The sequence below is a fragment of the Streptomyces sp. NBC_01296 genome, assembly GCF_035984415.1.
GTDB lineage: Bacteria > Actinomycetota > Actinomycetes > Streptomycetales > Streptomycetaceae > Streptomyces.
Map to the genome: position 1 here is coordinate 609,575 of NZ_CP130720.1, position 16,508 is coordinate 626,082.

A 16,508-nucleotide genomic window follows, 5' to 3' on the forward strand; every position below is an offset into this window, starting at 1 on the left:
TCGACGGCGACGGCACACGCTCCGCGCCTGGGAGCCGGAGGAGCAGGACGTGACGATGCGCCACCTCGTCCGGAATGAGCCCCGTCACGGCTGGGCGGCTGGGCGCCGGGACGCACATGGTCAGACGGGCCGGAGCCGCGTGCGCAGGAGGCAGAATTCGTTGCCTTCCGGGTCGGCCAGGACGTGCCAGCTCTCGGTCCCGGTCTGACCCACGTCGGCGGGCCTGGCCCCGAGAGCGAGCAGCCGCTCCAGCTCGGCGTCCTGGTCACGGTCGGTGGCGCTGACGTCGATGTGCAGTCGGAGCTTCCCGGGCCGCGGGTCGCTGCCGGGGCTGAGGACGAGGGTGGGCTGCGGGCCGCCGAAGCCGGCGTCGGGCGGCCCGATCTCGATGCTTCCGTCGTCTTCCCGGCCGAGTTCGACGTAGCCGAGGACCTTGCCCCAGAACGCGGCGAGCCGCTCGGGGTCGGCGGCGTCGATGACCAGCTCGCTGATGCGGCATGCCATGGCCGTCAGTGTACGCAGCCGACCCGAGAGCCGACCGGTAGCCCGAGCACGGCATCACCGTGACGGTGGGGGTTCAGCACCGGTGACCCCCGTACACCGGCGGTGTCCCCCACGTGGGCGCACGTACGACGCCCACCCGCCCGCGCCGTCAGGCGCCGTCCCCTCCAGCGCCCTCCCGACGCCTGCGGCGGCGTCGGCCGAGGGCTCCCGCCAAACCGATCAACCCGCCTGTGAGCGCGCCGGACACGAGGATGCGCAAAAAGCCTTCCACGGAATACTCCCCCTTCTGGACCAGGTTCACCGTTGCCCGGTTCGCGCTCGGGTGCCTGGTCAACTACGAACGGGGACACTATCGGCGTGCCGTCGGCCTGGCTTGGACAAATTTGACCTCGCCTCTCACAGGGCGAGGGCTCCCTCCGCCACACGGGCGGCAGCCACCTGGCCGGGAGTGGTGTCGGCCAGGGCACGGAACTCGCGGTTGAGGTGGGCCTGGTCGTAGAAGCCGCAGGCAGCGGTCACTTCGGTGAGATGGGCACCCTCGCGGGAGAGCAGCCTCACGGCCCGGTGGAAGCGCAGGACGCGGGCGGACATCTTGGGCGTCAGGCCTATCTGTTCGGTGAACCGGCGGACCAGGTGGCCCTGGCTCCAGCCCACTTCGGCCGCGATCCGGCCGACCTGGATCGCCCCGCCGGCCTGGGACAGCAGTCGCCAGGCATGGCTCACCTCGGGCGCGGGATGCGGGCCGTGTTCCAGGCGGGCGGCCAAGGCGACGTCGAGCAGGTCGAACCGGGCTCCCCAGTCGCTGGTGGCTGCCAGTTGCTCCGCCAGCAGGCCCGCCTGGGGGCCGAGGACGTCGCACAGCCCGACCACCCTGTTGGTCAGCTCGCTCATCGGCATGGCGAACAGCCGGTAGGCACCCAGTGGAGTCAACTCGAGCCGGATCGCCTCCTGGCCGCCAGGGTGGTCACACACCCGGGGCCCGTCCTCCAGCCCCGCAACGAGCGAGCCGGTCACCTGGCTGTCCGGACTCGAGTCCCCCAGCCGATGGACCTGGCTGAACGGCTCCCCCAGGCTGATCACCACGACCGCTCGACCCGTGGGAACCAGCCGCACCCGATAGGGCACGGCGCCCGCCGCCTCCCAATAGCCGGCGTAGCTGTGCACGAACGGGCGTAACCGGGCGGGCCACGGGCGGGTCACCCGCCACCGGCCACCCAACCGGGTCATTGCGACTCCCCGACCGGCCGTGACTGCGCTTCCGGCCACCTGCATGTCCCTCCCCCTCCCGTGGCGACGAGGCGCCCGGCGCCGACCGAGCCCCCTGACGGGTCCGTGCGCCTCGGCCCCGCACCCCTCCCTGATCAAGCATCAGCTTCTCAGATGTGGCGGTGCGGAGCGATCGCGAGCCTCGCGATGTCGTCGTGAAGGTTGCGGGTATGACGGGGAAGGTCGGTGTTGAGGAAGTTGACGACGTCGGCGGGGCCGGGGGCCACGCGGCCCGCGAAGCGGTGGCGCAGCCGGTCCACGAGCGGATGGAAGTCGCCGCCGGTGTCGCGGGCCTCGACCAGCCCGTCCGTGACCAGGAGCAGTACGTCGCCCCGGGTGAGCCGGTGGCTCCACGCCACCGGTCCGTCCGCCGCGGCCAGGCTGCCCAGGCCGAGCGGCAGCGCCGGCGGGCCATCCAGCCTGCGCACCTCGCCGCGAGAGATCAGCACCTGCCCGACCTGGTGCGGCGCCGGGCGGAGCAGGGCCCGCATCAGTGCCTCGGCGACCGAGTTGGCGTGGACGAGGTTGCGTTCCTGGCGGGTGGGGTGCGCGGCGAGCGCGGTCGAGAGGATCAAGGAGCAGACGTGAGGCGTGCGAAGAAGACCGCAGTCCTGACGATGCCGGCGGCACTCGGGGCGGTCGGCCTGGGCGGTGCCGTGCCCGCCTCCGCGGCGGACGGGGGGTCGGTGAGGGGGAGCAGGAACGCGAAGCCTGCCACGCAGCCGGTGAGCGCGGCGGTCGGCACGAGGCCGATCACGGAAAGCGGGACGTCCAGGTCGGCGGCGACCGCGGTGAGTGCGGGCTGGACGGCGTAGTTGTTCGCGATCGCCGTTCCGGCCATGGCGGCGAGCAGGAGCGTGGCGCCTCGGGGAAGGGGCCGGGTCACGGCCGTGCGCCGCGGGCGAGGATGACGGCGTAGCGGCACCCGGTGTCGGTGGTGTTGGCGAAGACGCGCGCGGTGGGCTCGCCGAGTTCGATGGTGTCGCCCCTGCCGAGTTCGTGGACGGCGTCCCCGTCGTGGAAGGTCAGGTGGCCGTCGAGGACCCAGACGACCTGGCGCACGAAGGCGAAGGCTGCGGCCGGATAGGGCACGCGGGCTCCCGGGGGCAGGTGGATCTCGGCAATCTCCGCGGGGAACTGCGGGCCGGTGATCTGGCGGCGCCGGTAGCCGGTGGCGGGGTCGCGCCACTCGGCCGCGTCGGCCTCGCGGTGCACCCCTGCGGTGCCTGCCGTCCCGTCGTCCTGCGCTCCTTCGGCGAGGGCCAGCAGGGAGGCGACGCTGAGCTGGAAGGCGGCGGACAACTTGCCCAGAACCACCGCGGTGGGGCTGCTCTCGCCCCGCTCGATCCGGCTGATCATGGCCTGGGAGACGCCCGAGGCGTCCGCGAGCCGGGCCAGGGTCCAGCGGCGGCGTTCCCGTTCGGAGCGGACGCGGGCTGCGATCCGGGCCACCAGAGGATCTACTATGTTGGACATGAATCCAATATACGAGAGACGTCAAGCGGTGACGGTACGCCGGGCACTCCCCGGTGACGCGGAGGCCGTCCGCGCGATCCGCAACCATGCGATCGAACACTCGACGGCCCTGTGGACGGACACCCTGCAGTCCCCGGCCGAGGGGGCGGCGTGGCTCGCCGGCCACCTGGCGCGCGGCTCGGCGTTCATTGCCGAGGTGGAGGGCGAGACGGCCGGGTTCGCGGTCTACGGTCCGTGGCGGGAGAAGGACGGGTACCGCCACACCGTGGAGGACTCGGTCTACGTCCGCGAAGGCATGCACGGGCTGGGCATCGGCTCCGCGCTGCTGGCCGAACTCATCGCCTCGGCGCGCGATGCCGGCCACCACGTCGTGGTCGCCGGCATCGAAGCCGAGAACACCGCATCCATCCGGCTGCACGAACGGTTCGGCTTCCGCCACGCCGGCACGGTGCCGGAGGTCGGCACCAAGTTCGGCCGATGGCTCGACCTGACCCTCATGCAGCTGCCCCTGACCTGATGGGCAGTTGCGCCTCGACGGTGACCTTCTCCCCGGGGGTCCGCGCAGGGAACGAACGGACGGCGCCCTCCGCCCGTTCGTTCCCCGTCGGTACTCCGTACGCATTCTGTGCACGCGTACGGGACGGGACCGCTCAGTCGACGCCGAGCAGGCGCCGCCGGTCGTCGGGGCGGGATGCGAATTCCGCACAGGCCGCTCGGTGGACGATGCACCCCTTCTGCATCACCGCGACCTCCTCGGCGACGGAGAACGCGAGCCCCAGGTTCTGCTCGACGAGGACGACCGACATGCCCTGAGCGCCCACCTCGCGGATCACCTCACCGACCTGGGCGACGATCGCGGGAGCCAGGCCGTCGGACGGCTCGTCGAGCAGCAGCAGGCGCGGATTGCCCAGCAGGGCCCTGGCGATCGCGAGCATCTGCTGTTCCCCGCCGGAGAGCTCGTCCCCACGGTGCCCGAGCCGCTCCCCCAGCCGCGGCAGCAGGTCGAGGACGCGGGCCCTCGTCCACGGGCCCGTCGCCGGACGCCTCGAGGCGATCGTCAGGTGCTCGGCCACGGTCAGCGGCGCGAACACCCGGCGCCCCTGCGGGACGACGCCGACCCCGGCTCGGGCGATCACGTCGACGCGGGCCCCGGCGATCTCCCGGCCATCGAGGGTGACGCTGCCTCCGTACGGCCGCACGAGCCCCATGACGGTCGAGATCAGGGTGGTCTTCCCGACCCCGTTGCGCCCGAGCACGGCGATGATCCCGCCCGCGTCGAGATCCAGGTCGACACCGCCGAGGACGAGGCCCCCGGCGTAACCGGAGCGCAGCTCACGCACACTGAAGAACGGCTTCACGAGGAGACCTCCACGGTGCCGAGGTAGGCGTTCTGGACTTCGGCGCAGGCCCGTACCTCGTCCGGAGTGCCGGTCATCAGATGTCTGCCGAGGTGCATGACGGTGACCGTGTCGGCGAGCTCGAAGACCATGTCGAGGTCGTGTTCGATGAGCAGTACGGTCACCTCGCCGGGCAGCGCGGCGATCAGCTCGGTGAGCCGCGCGGTCTCCGCGGGAGACATGCCGGCGGCAGGCTCGTCCAGGAGCAGCAGCCGGGGGTCGGTGGCCAGTGCGACGGCGACCTCCAGCTGCCGCCGCTCGCCGTGCGAGAGTTCGGCCGCCGCGACCTCGTGCCGGGTGGGCAGGCCCACCCGCTCGAGCAGTGCATGCGCCCGTGCGAGTTCCTTCGGCCGGGCGCCGACCTTCCGCCGGCCGCCCAGGCCTCCCCCGGCCCGGCGCAACACGGCGAGCAGGACGTTCTCCAGCACGGACTCGCGCATGAAGAGACTGGAGTGCTGAAACGTCGCTGCGATGCCGAGCCCGACCCGGCGGTGCACGGGCAGCCGGGTCACGTCGTTCCCGTCGACGAGGACGGATCCGCCGGTGACGGGCAGCGTTCCGGAGATCAGCCCGAACAGGGTCGACTTGCCCGCACCGTTCGGGCCGATGATCGCGTGCCGCGCCCCGGCCGTCACCGTGAGGGAGACCTCGTCCAGGGCCCGGAAGGACCCGAAGTGCCGTGACAGCTGCCGTAGTTCGAGCAGGGAATGGTGGTGGTCGCGGTCTGTCACGCCGTCCCCTTCCGGGTGAGCTTGAGCGGCAGCCGTACGCCCGCCAGCCCGCGGGGCAGCGTGTAGACGGCGACGACGAAGAGCACACCGAGCAGCAACGGCCCGCGCCCGGCGACGACTTCGAGGTTTCCGAGGTAATCGCGGGTGAGCCAGACCAGTGCGGCGCCGGCGCAGGCCCCCCACATCGAGCCGGAGCCGCCGATGACGACGGCCAGCAGCGCCAGGGCGGCGATCTCGAATCCGGCGTCGCCGGGCGAGACGAACCGCTGGACCGAGACCCACAGGGCTCCGGCGGCCCCGGCCACCGCCCCGGCGCCGCAGTAGGCGGTCAGGGCGTAGCGCTGCGTCGGGTATCCGATCGCCTTCATCCGCGGCTCGTTGTCGCGGATGCCGCGCAGGGCGAGGGCGAACGGAGTCGAGCCCAGGCGCGAGACGGCCGCGAAGAGCAGCAGGAACACGGCCAGTACGTAGAAGTAGACCAGCCCGTCCAGCGCCAGGGCGGGCATGCCGGGCAGCGGTACGACGGGCGGGATGCCCGACACTCCGTCGGTGCCGTTCGTCAGCGACTTCCAGTTGACGGCGGCGCTGTACGCGATCTCGCCGATGGCCAGCGTCAGCATCAGGAAGACGACGCCCCGGGCCCGCACCGCCAGCCACCCGGTGGGCACCGCCACGAGCGCGGAGACGCCCGCGGCGATGAGGAGTTGGAGGATTGCGATGTCGGTGAGTCGCGTCGCCACGATCGCGGCCGTATAGGCGCCGACCCCGAAGTAGGCCGACTGGCCGAGGGTCGGCAGTCCGGTCAGGCCGGTGAGCAGGTTCACGCTGATGGCGAGGAGCCCGAACACCAGGATCCGCGACAGGGTGCCGATGGCGTACGGGCCGAGGACGAAGGGGGCGAGGGCGAGGGCGACGACCACGGCGGCGGTCAGGGCCGGCCGCCGCACGCCCTTCCCGGCAGCTCTGTTCGGGCTCATGCACGCACCGCCGACGGGACCAGGCCGTTCGGGCGGACCACGAGCACCAGGAGCATGGTGCCGAAGAGGAGGAAGGGGGCGTACTCGGGGAGCAGCGCCACCCCGAGGGTCTGCACCTGCCCTATGAGGAGCGCTCCGGCGAGTGCTCCGCGCACGGATCCGAGGCCGCCCACGACCACGACGACGAGCGAGAGGACGAGCACGGTCTCGTCGACGCCCGGCCCGGGGCCCAGAATCGGCGCCCCGAGAACACCGCCGACCACCGCCAGGGCCGCGCCGGAGGCGAAGACCCCGTACAGCACCTTGCGGACGTCGACCCCCAGCGCGCGCACCATGTCCCGGTCCGCGACGGCGGCCCGTACCAGCGCCCCGAGCGAGCTGCGTTCGAAGACGAGGTGGACGAGGAGCGCGAGGGCTGCCGCGACGCCGATGAAGACCAGCCGGTAGACCGGATAGGCGTGGCCGACGAGGGACACCGTCCCGCGCAGGGCCGTCGGCGGGTCCGTGGGCAGCACCTCACCGCCGAAGGCCGCGGCGAGGAGGTCGGCGACGATGAACGTGATGCCGAGCGTCAGCACGGCCTGGTCCAGGTGCCCGCGCCGGGCCAGCGGCCGGGTGAGGAACGTGAGTGCAGCTCCGCCCATGCCGCCCACCAGGGCGCCGGCCGCCAGGGCGAGGACCAGACCCCACAGGCTCCCGTCGGACAGCGCGTAGGCGACGTACGCGCCGGCGAGGTAGAGCGTGCCGTGGGCCAGGTTCAGCACGTCCATCATGCCGAAGACCAGGGAGAGTCCGACCGCGATCGTGAACAGCAGCAGACCGAAGGCCACCCCGTCAACGACGCTGACGAGGTTGCCGTTCAACCATCCGGTCATGTCAGCCGCCCAGTCGGCCGAGCTCGGAGGTGGCGGTGTTGGCCCCCTGCTTGACCTCGCGCAGGTACCAGGGCTGGACGGGCGTGCCGCCGCTGTTGAACTGCCAGGTACCGCGCGGGCTGTCGATGTCCCCCACCTTGGCGATGGCGGCGTTGACCGATTCCGGGGTCACGGTGCCACCGGCCGCCTTGATCGCTTTGTCGAGCACCTGCGCCGCGTCCCATGACGCCATCGCGTAGGTGGTCGCGGGCGCGCCGTAGGCGGACTGGTAGGCGGGCGCGAACTGCTTGTTGGCCGCGTTGTCCAGGTCCGCGCTGTAGTTGAGCGCGGTGAGGATGCCGTCGGCCGCCTCCCCCTGTCCCTTCAGCACGCCGCCCTCGGTGAGGAAGCCCGGCGCGTAGAGCGGGATCTTGCCGGCCAGCCCGAAGTCCCGGTACTGCTTGACGAAGTCGACGGCCGCGCCGCCCGCGTAGAAGCAGAAGACCGCCTTCGCGCCGGAGTTCTCGATCTGCGCGAGGTACGGCTGGAAGTTCTTCGTCCCCGGGAACGGGGTATAGACCTCCTCCCCCGCGAGCTTGCCGCCGGCGGGGAGGAAGGTGGACTTGAACCCCTCGACCTCGTCCTTGCCCGCCTGGTAGCCCGCGGCGATCATGAAGACCGGACCGCCGGCCTTCTCCGCGACGTACTTGCCCAGCGCCTTGCCCGGCTCGTCGTTGACGTACGAGGTGCGCCAGATGTACTTGGTCCCGGTGAGTGTGGTCGGCGAGGCGTTCGAGCCGACGAGCGGGATCTTGCTGGTCTCGAAGAGGTCCTTGACCCCGTTGATCGTGGCCGAGCTGACCACGCCGCTCACCGCCAGCACCCGGTCCTGCTTGACGAGCTTCTCCGCCGCCGCCTTGCCCGAGTCGGCCGTTTCCCCCTCGTCGGCGATCACTGTCTGCACTTCGCGGCCGCCGAGTCTGCCGCCGTGCTGCTTGACGTAGAGATCGAAGCCCTGCTTCATGTCGTCGCCGAGCGCCTTGTAGGTCCCGGACTGCGGGACGAGGAGCCCGATCTTCACGGGCCCGCCCTGCTTGTCGCCGTCGCCGGTCCCGAGGCTGGCGCCACCGCATGCGGTGGTCAGCAAGAGGCCCGTCGTGACGGCGATCAGACCAACGGGACGAAACCGACCTGCCATGGAGACTCCGTACGTGGTGAGCCGGCCCTGGTGGACCGGGTGTTGCCGATGGGGTGCCGTGGAGGGTGACACGTGTCTATCGCGCACTTGAGACGGCCGTCAATAGTTCGCGAGATATCGAGCGGCGAGACGCACTCACCCTTGACCCCACTCACAGACATGCCGTAACACTTGCGGTCGTCAAACCTCCGCCATATCGATGCGGCGGGCGGGCCCGTGATCAGTCAGGGAGTGATGCACCATGACCGACGATCCATCGCGACGCAAAGTCCTCAAGAACGGCACTGTGTTGGCCGGTGCCGCGCTGTTCTCCGGGATTCCGGCCGGGCACGCGGCGCAGGCCGCCCCTCGAGCGGACGAGCCCTCGCCCGTCGTGGACGCGCCCGCGGGCCGGCTGCGCGGAGTCGTCGAGGGCGGTCTCACCGTCTTCAAAGGCGTGCCCTACGCGGCGCCGCCGGTCGGCGCCCTGCGCTGGCGGCCGGCCCAGCCCCATCCCGGCTGGTCGGGAACGCGCGACGCCGTCGCGTTCGGCCCCAGTGCGCCGCAGCTCTACCGGGAAGGGGGCGACCAGGTACTCGGAACCCACGGCTCGCCCCCCTTCGACGAGGACTGCCTCACGCTCAACGTCTGGACCCCGCAGGCCGACGGCGCCAAGCGGCCGGTGATGGTCTGGATCCACGGCGGCGGCTTCATCTCCGGATCAGGCTCACTGCCCATCTACTCCGGCGAGACCTTCGCACGCGACGGCGACCTCGTCGTGGTGACCGTCAACTACCGGCTCGGGCCGCTGGGATACCTCTACTTCGGCGAGGACGGCGCCGGGGGGAACTTCTGGCTCACCGACCAGCTCGCGGCACTGCGCTGGGTACGGGACAACGTCGCCGCGTTCGGCGGGGACCCGGACAACATCACGCTCGCCGGCCAGTCCGGCGGCGCCCTGTCGGTCGCGGCGCTGGCCGGCGCCCGGCCCCAGGGCCGCCCGCTCTTCCGGCGCGCCATCCTCCAGAGCCCGCCCCTCGGACTGCAGATCCCCACGCGTACGGAGTCTCTGCAGCGCAGCGCCACCTTCCTCGACATCCTCGGAGCCAAGGACGTGGCCCAGCTGCGGACCCTGCCCTGGCAGCAGCTGATGGGCGCCACCATCGAGATGTTCAAGCGCACCGGACGGTGGGGGTACTGGTCGACGCCGTTCCTGCCGGTGCTCGACGAGGTGACGCTGGACCGCCACCCCTCCGAGCTGCTGCTGAGCGGTCCCGGGGCGGACATCGACATCCTGATCGGCTGTACCCGGGAGGAGGCCAACTTCGCCTTCGCCCTCGACCCGACGTACGCCGCCGCGACCAAGGACCAGGTGCTCGCCCGAACACGGGACACCTTCGGGAACCGGGCTGCCGAGGCATACAGCGCGTACGAGGAGGCCCGGCCGGGCGCCCGTCCGGTGGACGTACTCATGGACCTGATCAGCGACGACCTGTTCCGCATGCCGGGCCTGGCACTGGCCGGACGGCGGGCGGCGGCCCGCAAACGTCCGGTGTGGGCGTACCAGTTCGACCTCCCCACGCCCGCGCACGGCGGCCGGCTGGCGGCGGCGCACTGCCTGGAACTGCCCTTCGTCTTCGACAACTTCGACAAGTGGTCACAAGCTCCCTTCCTGACGGGGCTCGACCCGCGGATCAGTGAGGGTCTGGCCTCGACCGTGCACGCCGCATGGATCTCGTTCATCCGCAACGGCGATCCCAACCACCAGGCCATGCCGAACTGGCAGCGGTACGAACGGGACTCCCGCACCACGATGAGCCTGGACTCGGTCACCGCCCCCACGAACGACCTCGCCGGATACTGGCGGCGCCTGCGCCAGCCCTCGGCGTCCTAGCCGCCCGGCCCGGCCCTGTCACGGGGCCGGGCCGGAGCAGTCCCCCAGCACTCCGGAGGGTGCACGTGTCCGCCCCACCCCAGCCCATGGCCCTGCCGTTCTCCTGGGCCGACCAGGAACGACACCTCGTCGGCCACCTCTCGGCCCTGATCCGGCTCGACACCTCGAACCCGCCGGGCCGGGAGATCGCCCTCGCCCGGTACGTCTCCCGCGAGCTGTCCCGCTCCGGCATCGCGCACTCCGTCCTGGAATCCGAACCCGGACGGGCCGACCTCGTCGCCCGGCTGCCCGGGTCGGGGCGGGAACCGCCGCTCATGCTGCTGGGCCACGCCGACGTGGTCGGCGCCCGGCCCGAGGCCTGGAGCCGTCCGCCCTTCTCGGGCGAGGTGGCCGAGGGCCGCGTCTGGGGCCGCGGGGCGCTCGACATGAAGGGCCAGATCGCCGCGAGCCTCCTGATCGTGCAACTCCTCGCCGGACACCGGATACCGCTGCGCCGCGACGTGCTGCTGGTGGTCACCGCCGACGAGGAGGCCGGCAGCCGGCTGGGAGCGTACTGGCTGTGGGAGAACCACCGCCGTCTCGTCGAGGCCGAGTTCGCGTTCAACGAAGGCGGCGGCCAGCGGTTCGTCACTCCCGGCGGCCCCGTCTACACCGTCCAGGTGGCCGAGAAGGGCAGCGCCCGGATGCGGGTCACCGCTCGCGGTCCGGGCGGGCGCACGCCTCCGTCCCGCGCTCGGAGGCGTCGGTCTTCACCCTGGCCGAGGCACTGCTGCGGCTGCGCGCGTACGCCCCCGGGACGGTGGTGCACCCGACCGCGCGCCGGATGCTGCGCACGCTGGCGGACCTGCACCCGGGCGCAGCCGCAGAGGCCATCGAGCGGCTGCTGGAGGACCCGGACTGGGCACGGGCGAACAGCCTGCCCATCGATCCCGTCCTGCGGGATTTCGTCGTCGCCGGGCTGCACAACACCGCCGTCCCCACCATGCTGTCCGCGGGGCAGCGGCAGAACGTGGTGCCCGTCGAGGCGAGCGCGGTGCTGGACGGACGACTGCTGCCCGGCGAGCTGCCCGACCGGTGGGCGCAGGAGGTGCAGCGGGCCGTCGGCGACCAGGTGGAGGTATCGCTGCTGCACGGCAGGGTGAGCCACCGCGTCCACGACGAACCGGAGATCCTGCGGGTGCTGGGCGCCACCGTGGCCGCCCACGAGCCGGGTGCGCGGGTCCTGCCGTACATCAATCCGGCCGCCACGGACGCCCGCGCGTTCCCCGACACGAAGGTGATCGGATTCTTTCCCTCGGCGAGCGACGCCGACATCATGCGACTCATCCACGCGCCTGACGAGCACACCCGGATCAGCGACCTGATGTTCGGCGGGCAATGCCTGCTCGACGCGGTCCTCAGACTCTCCACGTAGAAGGGTGCCACCCATGGGCGTCGCCGGCGTCGTCATCGAAACCTCGGCCGGCAAGATCGCCGGCACGGCTGCCGGCGACCGGCTGCCGGTCATGGTGTGGATCTACGGTGGCGGGTGGAAGTCGGGCCACTGCGCCGATCCCGGCTACGACGGCGAGGTACTCGCCCGGGGCGGGGTGGTCATGGTGACGTTCAACTACCGCGTCGGATTCGAGGGGTTCGGGTACGTTCCGTGGGCGCCCGCCAACCGCGGCTTCCTCGACCAGGCCGCCGCACTCATGTGGGTGCACGAGAACATCGCGGCCTTCGGCGGCGACCCGGACAACGTGACGCTCTTCGGCGAGTCCGGCGGAGGCGCCTCCGTCGCAGCCCTGCTGTCCGCTCCCGCCGCGCGCGGCCTGTTCCGCCGCGCCATCGTCCAGAGCACGGCCGGGCGGTTCCTGCCCGAGGAGGAGGCTCGGCGCATCGCCTCCCTGACCGCGGAAGCGCTCGGCAAGGGCCTCGATCAGCTGGCCTCCGTACCCCCGCAAGCCCTGCTGTCCGTACAGGACGTGGCCCTGCCCGCGATGCGGGCCGACCCGGCGAAGTGGACGACCCCCGAGGCGATCACCTCGTTCGTGGATCTCGTTCGCCACTTCGGGGGATCCCGGCTGGCCCCCGTTCACGGCGGACCGCCCGACGACCCGCATCTGGGACGTCGAACCGACCCTCGCCGAGGACCCGCTCCCGGCATCCCGCCGGATCTGGCGCAAGAACTGCGGACTCTGACGAGGCACGGACGTGAACGCACGCGGGGCGAAACCTGCGGGCGGAGCCCTCCGGGCCACCTTTCAGGGGCGCTCGAAGAGCTGGAGGATTCCCCCGGCCGAGAAGCAGAGCGCCCCCGTCAGAGTGCCCCAGTTGGCGATGTCCCCGTTCACCGGACTTCCGGTGGCGGGGCGGGTGAAGGCCGCCAGTGCCGAGACGAGGAAGAGGACGGAGCCGAGCTGGTTGATCGCGACGATCCACCAGCCGAGGTCGCGGGCGCGCACGGCCGGCCGGCCATGGCAGACCTCGAGCAGTGCGAGGTGTCCCGAGATCAGGAACAGGGTGCACCCCACCATGTCGGGGGCCCAGATCAGCCTGTTCACCTGCTGGAGCGAGAGCCCGTGCAGCAGGGAACTCAGCAGGTTGATGCCGAACACCAGGGTGCCGACGAACAGCACGAAGGTGCTCAGCCAGTCGATCCGGTAGGGCTCGTAGCTCCACCAGGCCCAGGCTCGGGCGGTCGGCGGGCCCCCTCCGGCCTCCGGGCGAGGGGCGTTGATCGCCTGGAGCAGCGAGGCGTAGCCGCCGGTGTTGAAGAACAGGCCGCCGGCGAAGTAGATCCAGGCGCCCGTTGCGCCGCTCGAGCCGAACTGGGCGACCCAGGCCCCGAGGGCGAAGAGGGCCCCGCCGACGGTGAAAGCCAGGGCGGCGACGGTGTTCAGCCTGCGCAGGCGGGCGACCGACACGCCGTCGGCGCTTCGGGGACGCGACTCGGGCTCGCCCGGAGCCGTTACGGTGATCAGACCGCGCTTGCGTGCCGGGCGGGACTCCCAGACCGCCGTGCCCCCTTCCACGGGGTGCCAGGTCAGCCGGGTGGTGAATGGTCCCGCTCCCCCGGAGCGCCCTTCGGTTTGGCTCACCCGCCGACCTTAGCCTCCGGCGCCCCCGGTTCCGGGCGTGAGCCCGCCGGCTCACCGCGTTGGTCGAACGCATGTCACGTGTCCGGGCAGTCCTGGCGGACCGCCCTACTCGGGCCGCTCACCCTCCAACGCCTTCACCAGCTGCGGCAGATGGCCGCCGGCCACGATGAGGGCCAGGTGGTCATGGAAGTCCCGGCTGCCGACGATCAGGCCGTCGCGGACCCGCAGGACCTGGATGTTGGCGGTTTCGAAGGTCCGCCCGGTCACGCGGTGGTGGACCCGGTAGTCCCACTCGGCAACGACCACCTCCGTGTCATCGGTCTCCCGGACGACCACATTCACCGGGGTCAGCCCCACGGGCGTACTCGCGGCGACCTGTGCGAACCGCGCTTCGAGCACGGCCCGGCCCTCGAACCGGCGCGGCCCGACCGGCTCGAAGACGGTCTCCACGACAGCGTCCTCTGCGTAGAGTTCGGCGAGCTCCGAGAACCGCCCCTCGCCGATGCGCTCCAGCAGCTCGTGGAAGACCTCTCGCGGTGACAGCGTTTCGGGCATGATCAACCTCCGGCGGGATCAGCCACTAGAATCGGACTAGCGGCTCCGTTTCCAACGATACGGACTGGCAACTCCGGTTGTCCAGACGTTCTTTCGCCGCATGCAGAGGAAGGCAGAAGAGGGATGACTGGCGCTCAGGAGCGCCCGCTGCGGGCGGACGCCGCCCGCAACCGGGCCAGGGTGCTCGATGTCGCCACGGAGGTGTTCACCACCCGCGGCGTCGGCGTGCCGACCGAGGAGATCGCCCGGGCCGCCGGGGTCGGGGTCGGCACGGTCTTCCGGCACTTCCCCACCAAGGAGGCGCTGCTGGAGGCGGTGATGGTGCGCCGGCTGGAGGCGATCGCCGCCATGACCGCGCAGCTGGCGGCTCAGGCCGATCCGGCCGAGGCCTTCTTCGCCTGCTTCCGCCTGGTGGTGGAGCAGTCGGCGGGCAAGAACGAGTTCGCCCAGGCGCTCGCAGCGGCCGGTGTGGACGTGCACGCGTCGCTGCACGAGCCGACCAGGGAGATCCAGACCCGGCTGGCCGGCCTGCTGTCCGAGGCCCAGCAGGCCGGGGTGGTCCGCCCGGAGCTGCGCCTGCCGGAGCTGCTCGCCCTGCTGGTCGGTACCGGGGCCATGCTGGAGCAGCTCGGCACGGACCCGGCGGCCCGGGAGCGGATCTTCGAGGTGGTCTTCGACGGCCTGCGGCCACGCTGACCGGCAACGCCGCCGGTGGTGGGCAACGGAACACACCGCGGCCGGGCCTGGGTCGGGGCGGGCCCTTTCCGGGTGCGTACCACCCTGGTTGCAGACCGAACGCCTCCCTTGGGGGGAGTAGGGGTCACCTCCTGGTGGTAAGGAGGAATCAACTCCTGGTGGGCCGCACACCGGCGGCAGCCAGCGGCTGCGTTGTCGCCCGTTCCGCAAGACCCATGACGGAGGATCGCCGCATGCAGACCCGTTCGGCCGATGGCCCCCGCACACGAGTGGCGTGGGGGATATCCCTCGTCCTGATCGTGGTCACCGCGCTCCTCGGGGCGCCCGGGGCCGCCACGGCGACGAACCTCGCGGCCCCGCCCGTTCCCGTCCTGTCCTGGGGTCCCTGCGACGGAGCGGGCGCCGATGACCCGGGGGGCGGCTTCGAGTGCGCGACCGCCCTGGTGCCCCTGGACCACCGCCGGCCCACCGGGCGTACGATCCCGCTCGCGGTCACCCGGCGGCTGGCGGCCGACCGGGCTCACCGCACCGGTGTCCTGCTGCTGCACCCCGGCGGACCCGGCAACTCCGGTGTGGACTTCGCCCGTGACAGCTACGACGCACTCCCCGCCTCCCTCCGCGACGCGTTCGACGTCGTCGGGTACGACATGCGCGGCGTGGGGCGCAGCGGACAGGTGGAGTGCTGGAACGACAAGGAGTACTCCGCCGCCGTCGACGCCGCGCGCGGCGTGCCCGGGCCGGGAGCCCTGCAGACCGCCGTCCGGCAGGGCCTGGACTTCGCCACCGCCTGCCGGGAACGGTCCGGAGACCTCGTGCCGTTCGTCGGCACCGGGTCGAACGCCAAGGACATCGACCTGCTGCGCCAGGCCCTCGGTGAGGAGACGCTCTCCTTCTACGGCCGTTCCTTCGGCAGTTACGTCGGTACCGTGTACGCCGCGCAGTTCCCGCGGCGCGTGCGCGCCATGGTCCTGGACGGGGCCTACGATCCGCATCGCTACGCCGACGTGCCGTACGCCTACGACGCCGGGCAGTTCGTCGCCCTGGACGCGGCGGTCGGCCGGTTCCTGGACTGGTGCGCGCAGAACGCGGGTGCCTGCGGATTCGGAGACGGCCGGCCGCGGCAGGCCTTCGAGGAACTCAAGCGGGCGCTGGACGCCGACCCCGTCATCACCGCGAGCGGCCGCCCGGCCACCGGCTACACCCTCGCCTACCGCCTGATGTTCAACATCAACGCGGGCAAGGAGATCTGGCCCTACCTGGGACAGGCCCTCCGGGCGGCCCAGGCGCACCAGGGTTCGTTCCTGCTGTCACCGCCCTCCCCCGCGTCCTTCGACTTCCTGAACGTCAACATGGCCGTCGAGTGCGCCGACCGCGTCTACCCGACCAGCCGTCTGCTCCTGGGCACGCTGGTCGGCGCCCACGTCGCCGCCGCTCCGCTGCTGGGACCCCCCATCGGCCTCGGGCCGCCCACGTACGACCACAACCACGCACCCACCTGTGCCCAGTGGCCGGCCGAGCGCCCGAGCCGCTACGAGGGCTCCTACCGGGCGGCCGGTTCCGCCCCGATCCTGGTCCTCGGTACGACCGGGGACCCGGACACCCCGTACCAGGACGCCGTGGCCCTCGCCGGGACGCTGGACAACGGACGGCTGCTGACCTTCGCCGCCGAAGGACACACCGCCTACAACCGGAGCACATGCGTCAGCGCACTCGTCACGGACTACCTCGCCACCAGGACGCTCCCTGCACGGGGCACCGTCTGTGCGGACGAGGCGCCCCCGGAAGCGCTCGCCCGCCGTACCACCGGCATCGAGGTCGACGAAACGCGCGATGTGATCCCCGTCCTGCGCTGAGCACACCGCCCGTGTGCGCCGGCCTCCGAGCGGGGCTGCGGCCGGGCG

The 16,508-nt window shown here is 71.8% G+C and carries 18 protein-coding genes and 2 pseudogenes; 7 read left to right on the forward strand and 13 right to left on the reverse strand.

The features are described 5' to 3' along the window. Positions 1 to 120: 120 nt before the first annotated feature. The 5 genes from OG299_RS02970 to OG299_RS02990 all read right to left on the reverse strand — a co-directional run bounded on the left by OG299_RS02970 (position 121) and on the right by OG299_RS02990 (position 3,246). Positions 121 to 504, reverse strand: a complete 384-nt coding sequence (locus tag OG299_RS02970) for a VOC family protein (protein WP_327360342.1) — start codon at positions 502 to 504, stop codon at positions 121 to 123. A gap of 396 nt (positions 505 to 900) precedes the next feature. Beyond that, entirely contained in the window at positions 901 to 1,731 is an 831-nt protein-coding gene (locus OG299_RS02975; protein ID WP_327360343.1) for a helix-turn-helix domain-containing protein, read from the reverse strand. Between the two features lie 149 nt (positions 1,732 to 1,880). Next, positions 1,881 to 2,345, reverse strand: a complete 465-nt coding sequence (locus OG299_RS02980; protein WP_327360344.1) for a SpoIIE family protein phosphatase — start codon at positions 2,343 to 2,345, stop codon at positions 1,881 to 1,883. Then, on the reverse strand, positions 2,342 to 2,656 hold the full coding sequence (locus OG299_RS02985) for a hypothetical protein (RefSeq protein ID WP_327360345.1): 315 nt from the start codon (positions 2,654 to 2,656) through the stop codon (positions 2,342 to 2,344). The genes OG299_RS02980 and OG299_RS02985 overlap by 4 nt, the downstream gene beginning before the upstream one ends. Continuing rightward, on the reverse strand, positions 2,653 to 3,246 hold the full coding sequence (locus tag OG299_RS02990) for a helix-turn-helix domain-containing protein (RefSeq protein ID WP_266637490.1): 594 nt from the start codon (positions 3,244 to 3,246) through the stop codon (positions 2,653 to 2,655). The genes OG299_RS02985 and OG299_RS02990 overlap by 4 nt, the downstream gene beginning before the upstream one ends. On the opposite strand from OG299_RS02990, the gene OG299_RS02995 reads away from it, so the two are divergent. Further along, complete coding sequence (locus OG299_RS02995) at positions 3,245 to 3,763, forward strand: GNAT family N-acetyltransferase (RefSeq protein WP_327360346.1); 519 nt, start codon at positions 3,245 to 3,247, stop codon at positions 3,761 to 3,763. The two genes, OG299_RS02990 and OG299_RS02995, sit on opposite strands and share 2 nt — an antisense overlap. Before the next feature lie 133 nt (positions 3,764 to 3,896). Here OG299_RS02995 and OG299_RS03000 read toward each other — a convergent pair whose 3' ends face one another. The 5 genes from OG299_RS03000 to OG299_RS03020 are packed head-to-tail and all read right to left on the reverse strand — an operon-like array spanning position 3,897 to position 8,403. Beyond that, on the reverse strand, positions 3,897 to 4,604 hold the full coding sequence (locus tag OG299_RS03000) for an ABC transporter ATP-binding protein (RefSeq protein WP_266637494.1): 708 nt from the start codon (positions 4,602 to 4,604) through the stop codon (positions 3,897 to 3,899). Continuing rightward, complete coding sequence (locus tag OG299_RS03005) at positions 4,601 to 5,374, reverse strand: ABC transporter ATP-binding protein (RefSeq protein ID WP_266637495.1); 774 nt, start codon at positions 5,372 to 5,374, stop codon at positions 4,601 to 4,603. The genes OG299_RS03000 and OG299_RS03005 overlap by 4 nt, the downstream gene beginning before the upstream one ends. Next, positions 5,371 to 6,351: a branched-chain amino acid ABC transporter permease gene (locus tag OG299_RS03010; protein ID WP_327360347.1), complete on the reverse strand. Its 981-nt coding sequence runs from the start codon at positions 6,349 to 6,351 to the stop codon at positions 5,371 to 5,373. The genes OG299_RS03005 and OG299_RS03010 overlap by 4 nt, the downstream gene beginning before the upstream one ends. Further along, entirely contained in the window at positions 6,348 to 7,226 is an 879-nt protein-coding gene (locus tag OG299_RS03015) for a branched-chain amino acid ABC transporter permease (protein ID WP_327360348.1), read from the reverse strand. Before OG299_RS03015 ends, OG299_RS03010 begins: the two co-directional genes overlap by 4 nt. Before the next feature lies 1 nt (position 7,227). After that, on the reverse strand, positions 7,228 to 8,403 hold the full coding sequence (locus OG299_RS03020) for an ABC transporter substrate-binding protein (RefSeq protein ID WP_327360349.1): 1,176 nt from the start codon (positions 8,401 to 8,403) through the stop codon (positions 7,228 to 7,230). Between the two features lie 241 nt (positions 8,404 to 8,644). On the opposite strand from OG299_RS03020, the gene OG299_RS03025 reads away from it, so the two are divergent. Next, on the forward strand, positions 8,645 to 10,276 hold the full coding sequence (locus tag OG299_RS03025) for a carboxylesterase/lipase family protein (RefSeq protein WP_327360350.1): 1,632 nt from the start codon (positions 8,645 to 8,647) through the stop codon (positions 10,274 to 10,276). A gap of 86 nt (positions 10,277 to 10,362) precedes the next feature. Next, positions 10,363 to 10,869, forward strand: a pseudogene (locus OG299_RS42655) (M20/M25/M40 family metallo-hydrolase); the annotation flags it as partial. A 97-nt stretch (positions 10,870 to 10,966) separates the two neighbouring features. Here the strand turns inward: OG299_RS42655 and OG299_RS03030 are convergent. Beyond that, complete coding sequence (locus OG299_RS03030) at positions 10,967 to 11,110, reverse strand: hypothetical protein (protein WP_327360351.1); 144 nt, start codon at positions 11,108 to 11,110, stop codon at positions 10,967 to 10,969. Between OG299_RS03030 and OG299_RS03035 the strand changes: the two genes are divergently transcribed. Next, positions 11,100 to 11,690 carry a peptidase dimerization domain-containing protein gene (locus tag OG299_RS03035; protein WP_327360352.1) on the forward strand — a complete coding sequence of 197 codons (591 nt, stop codon included), beginning with the start codon at positions 11,100 to 11,102 and terminating at the stop codon, positions 11,688 to 11,690. The genes OG299_RS03030 and OG299_RS03035 overlap by 11 nt on opposite strands. A gap of 13 nt (positions 11,691 to 11,703) precedes the next feature. Next, positions 11,704 to 12,171 (forward strand): annotated as a pseudogene (locus OG299_RS03040) (carboxylesterase family protein); the annotation flags it as partial. Between the two features lie 348 nt (positions 12,172 to 12,519). On the opposite strand, the gene OG299_RS03045 reads toward OG299_RS03040, so the two are convergent. Together OG299_RS03045 and OG299_RS03050 are read right to left on the reverse strand one after the other, a co-directional pair. After that, on the reverse strand, positions 12,520 to 13,356 hold the full coding sequence (locus OG299_RS03045; RefSeq protein ID WP_327360353.1) for a hypothetical protein: 837 nt from the start codon (positions 13,354 to 13,356) through the stop codon (positions 12,520 to 12,522). Positions 13,357 to 13,461: 105 nt separating this feature from the next. Beyond that, positions 13,462 to 13,911 (reverse strand): nuclear transport factor 2 family protein, encoded by a 450-nt coding sequence (locus OG299_RS03050; protein ID WP_327360354.1) that lies wholly within the window; start codon positions 13,909 to 13,911, stop codon positions 13,462 to 13,464. Positions 13,912 to 14,034: 123 nt separating this feature from the next. On the opposite strand from OG299_RS03050, the gene OG299_RS03055 reads away from it, so the two are divergent. Then, a complete protein-coding gene (locus OG299_RS03055) occupies positions 14,035 to 14,607 on the forward strand; it encodes a TetR/AcrR family transcriptional regulator (protein WP_266637507.1) in 573 nt (190 codons plus the stop codon). Between the two features lie 233 nt (positions 14,608 to 14,840). Continuing rightward, entirely contained in the window at positions 14,841 to 16,460 is a 1,620-nt protein-coding gene (locus OG299_RS03060; protein ID WP_327360355.1) for an alpha/beta hydrolase, read from the forward strand. Positions 16,461 to 16,508 lie beyond the last annotated feature (48 nt).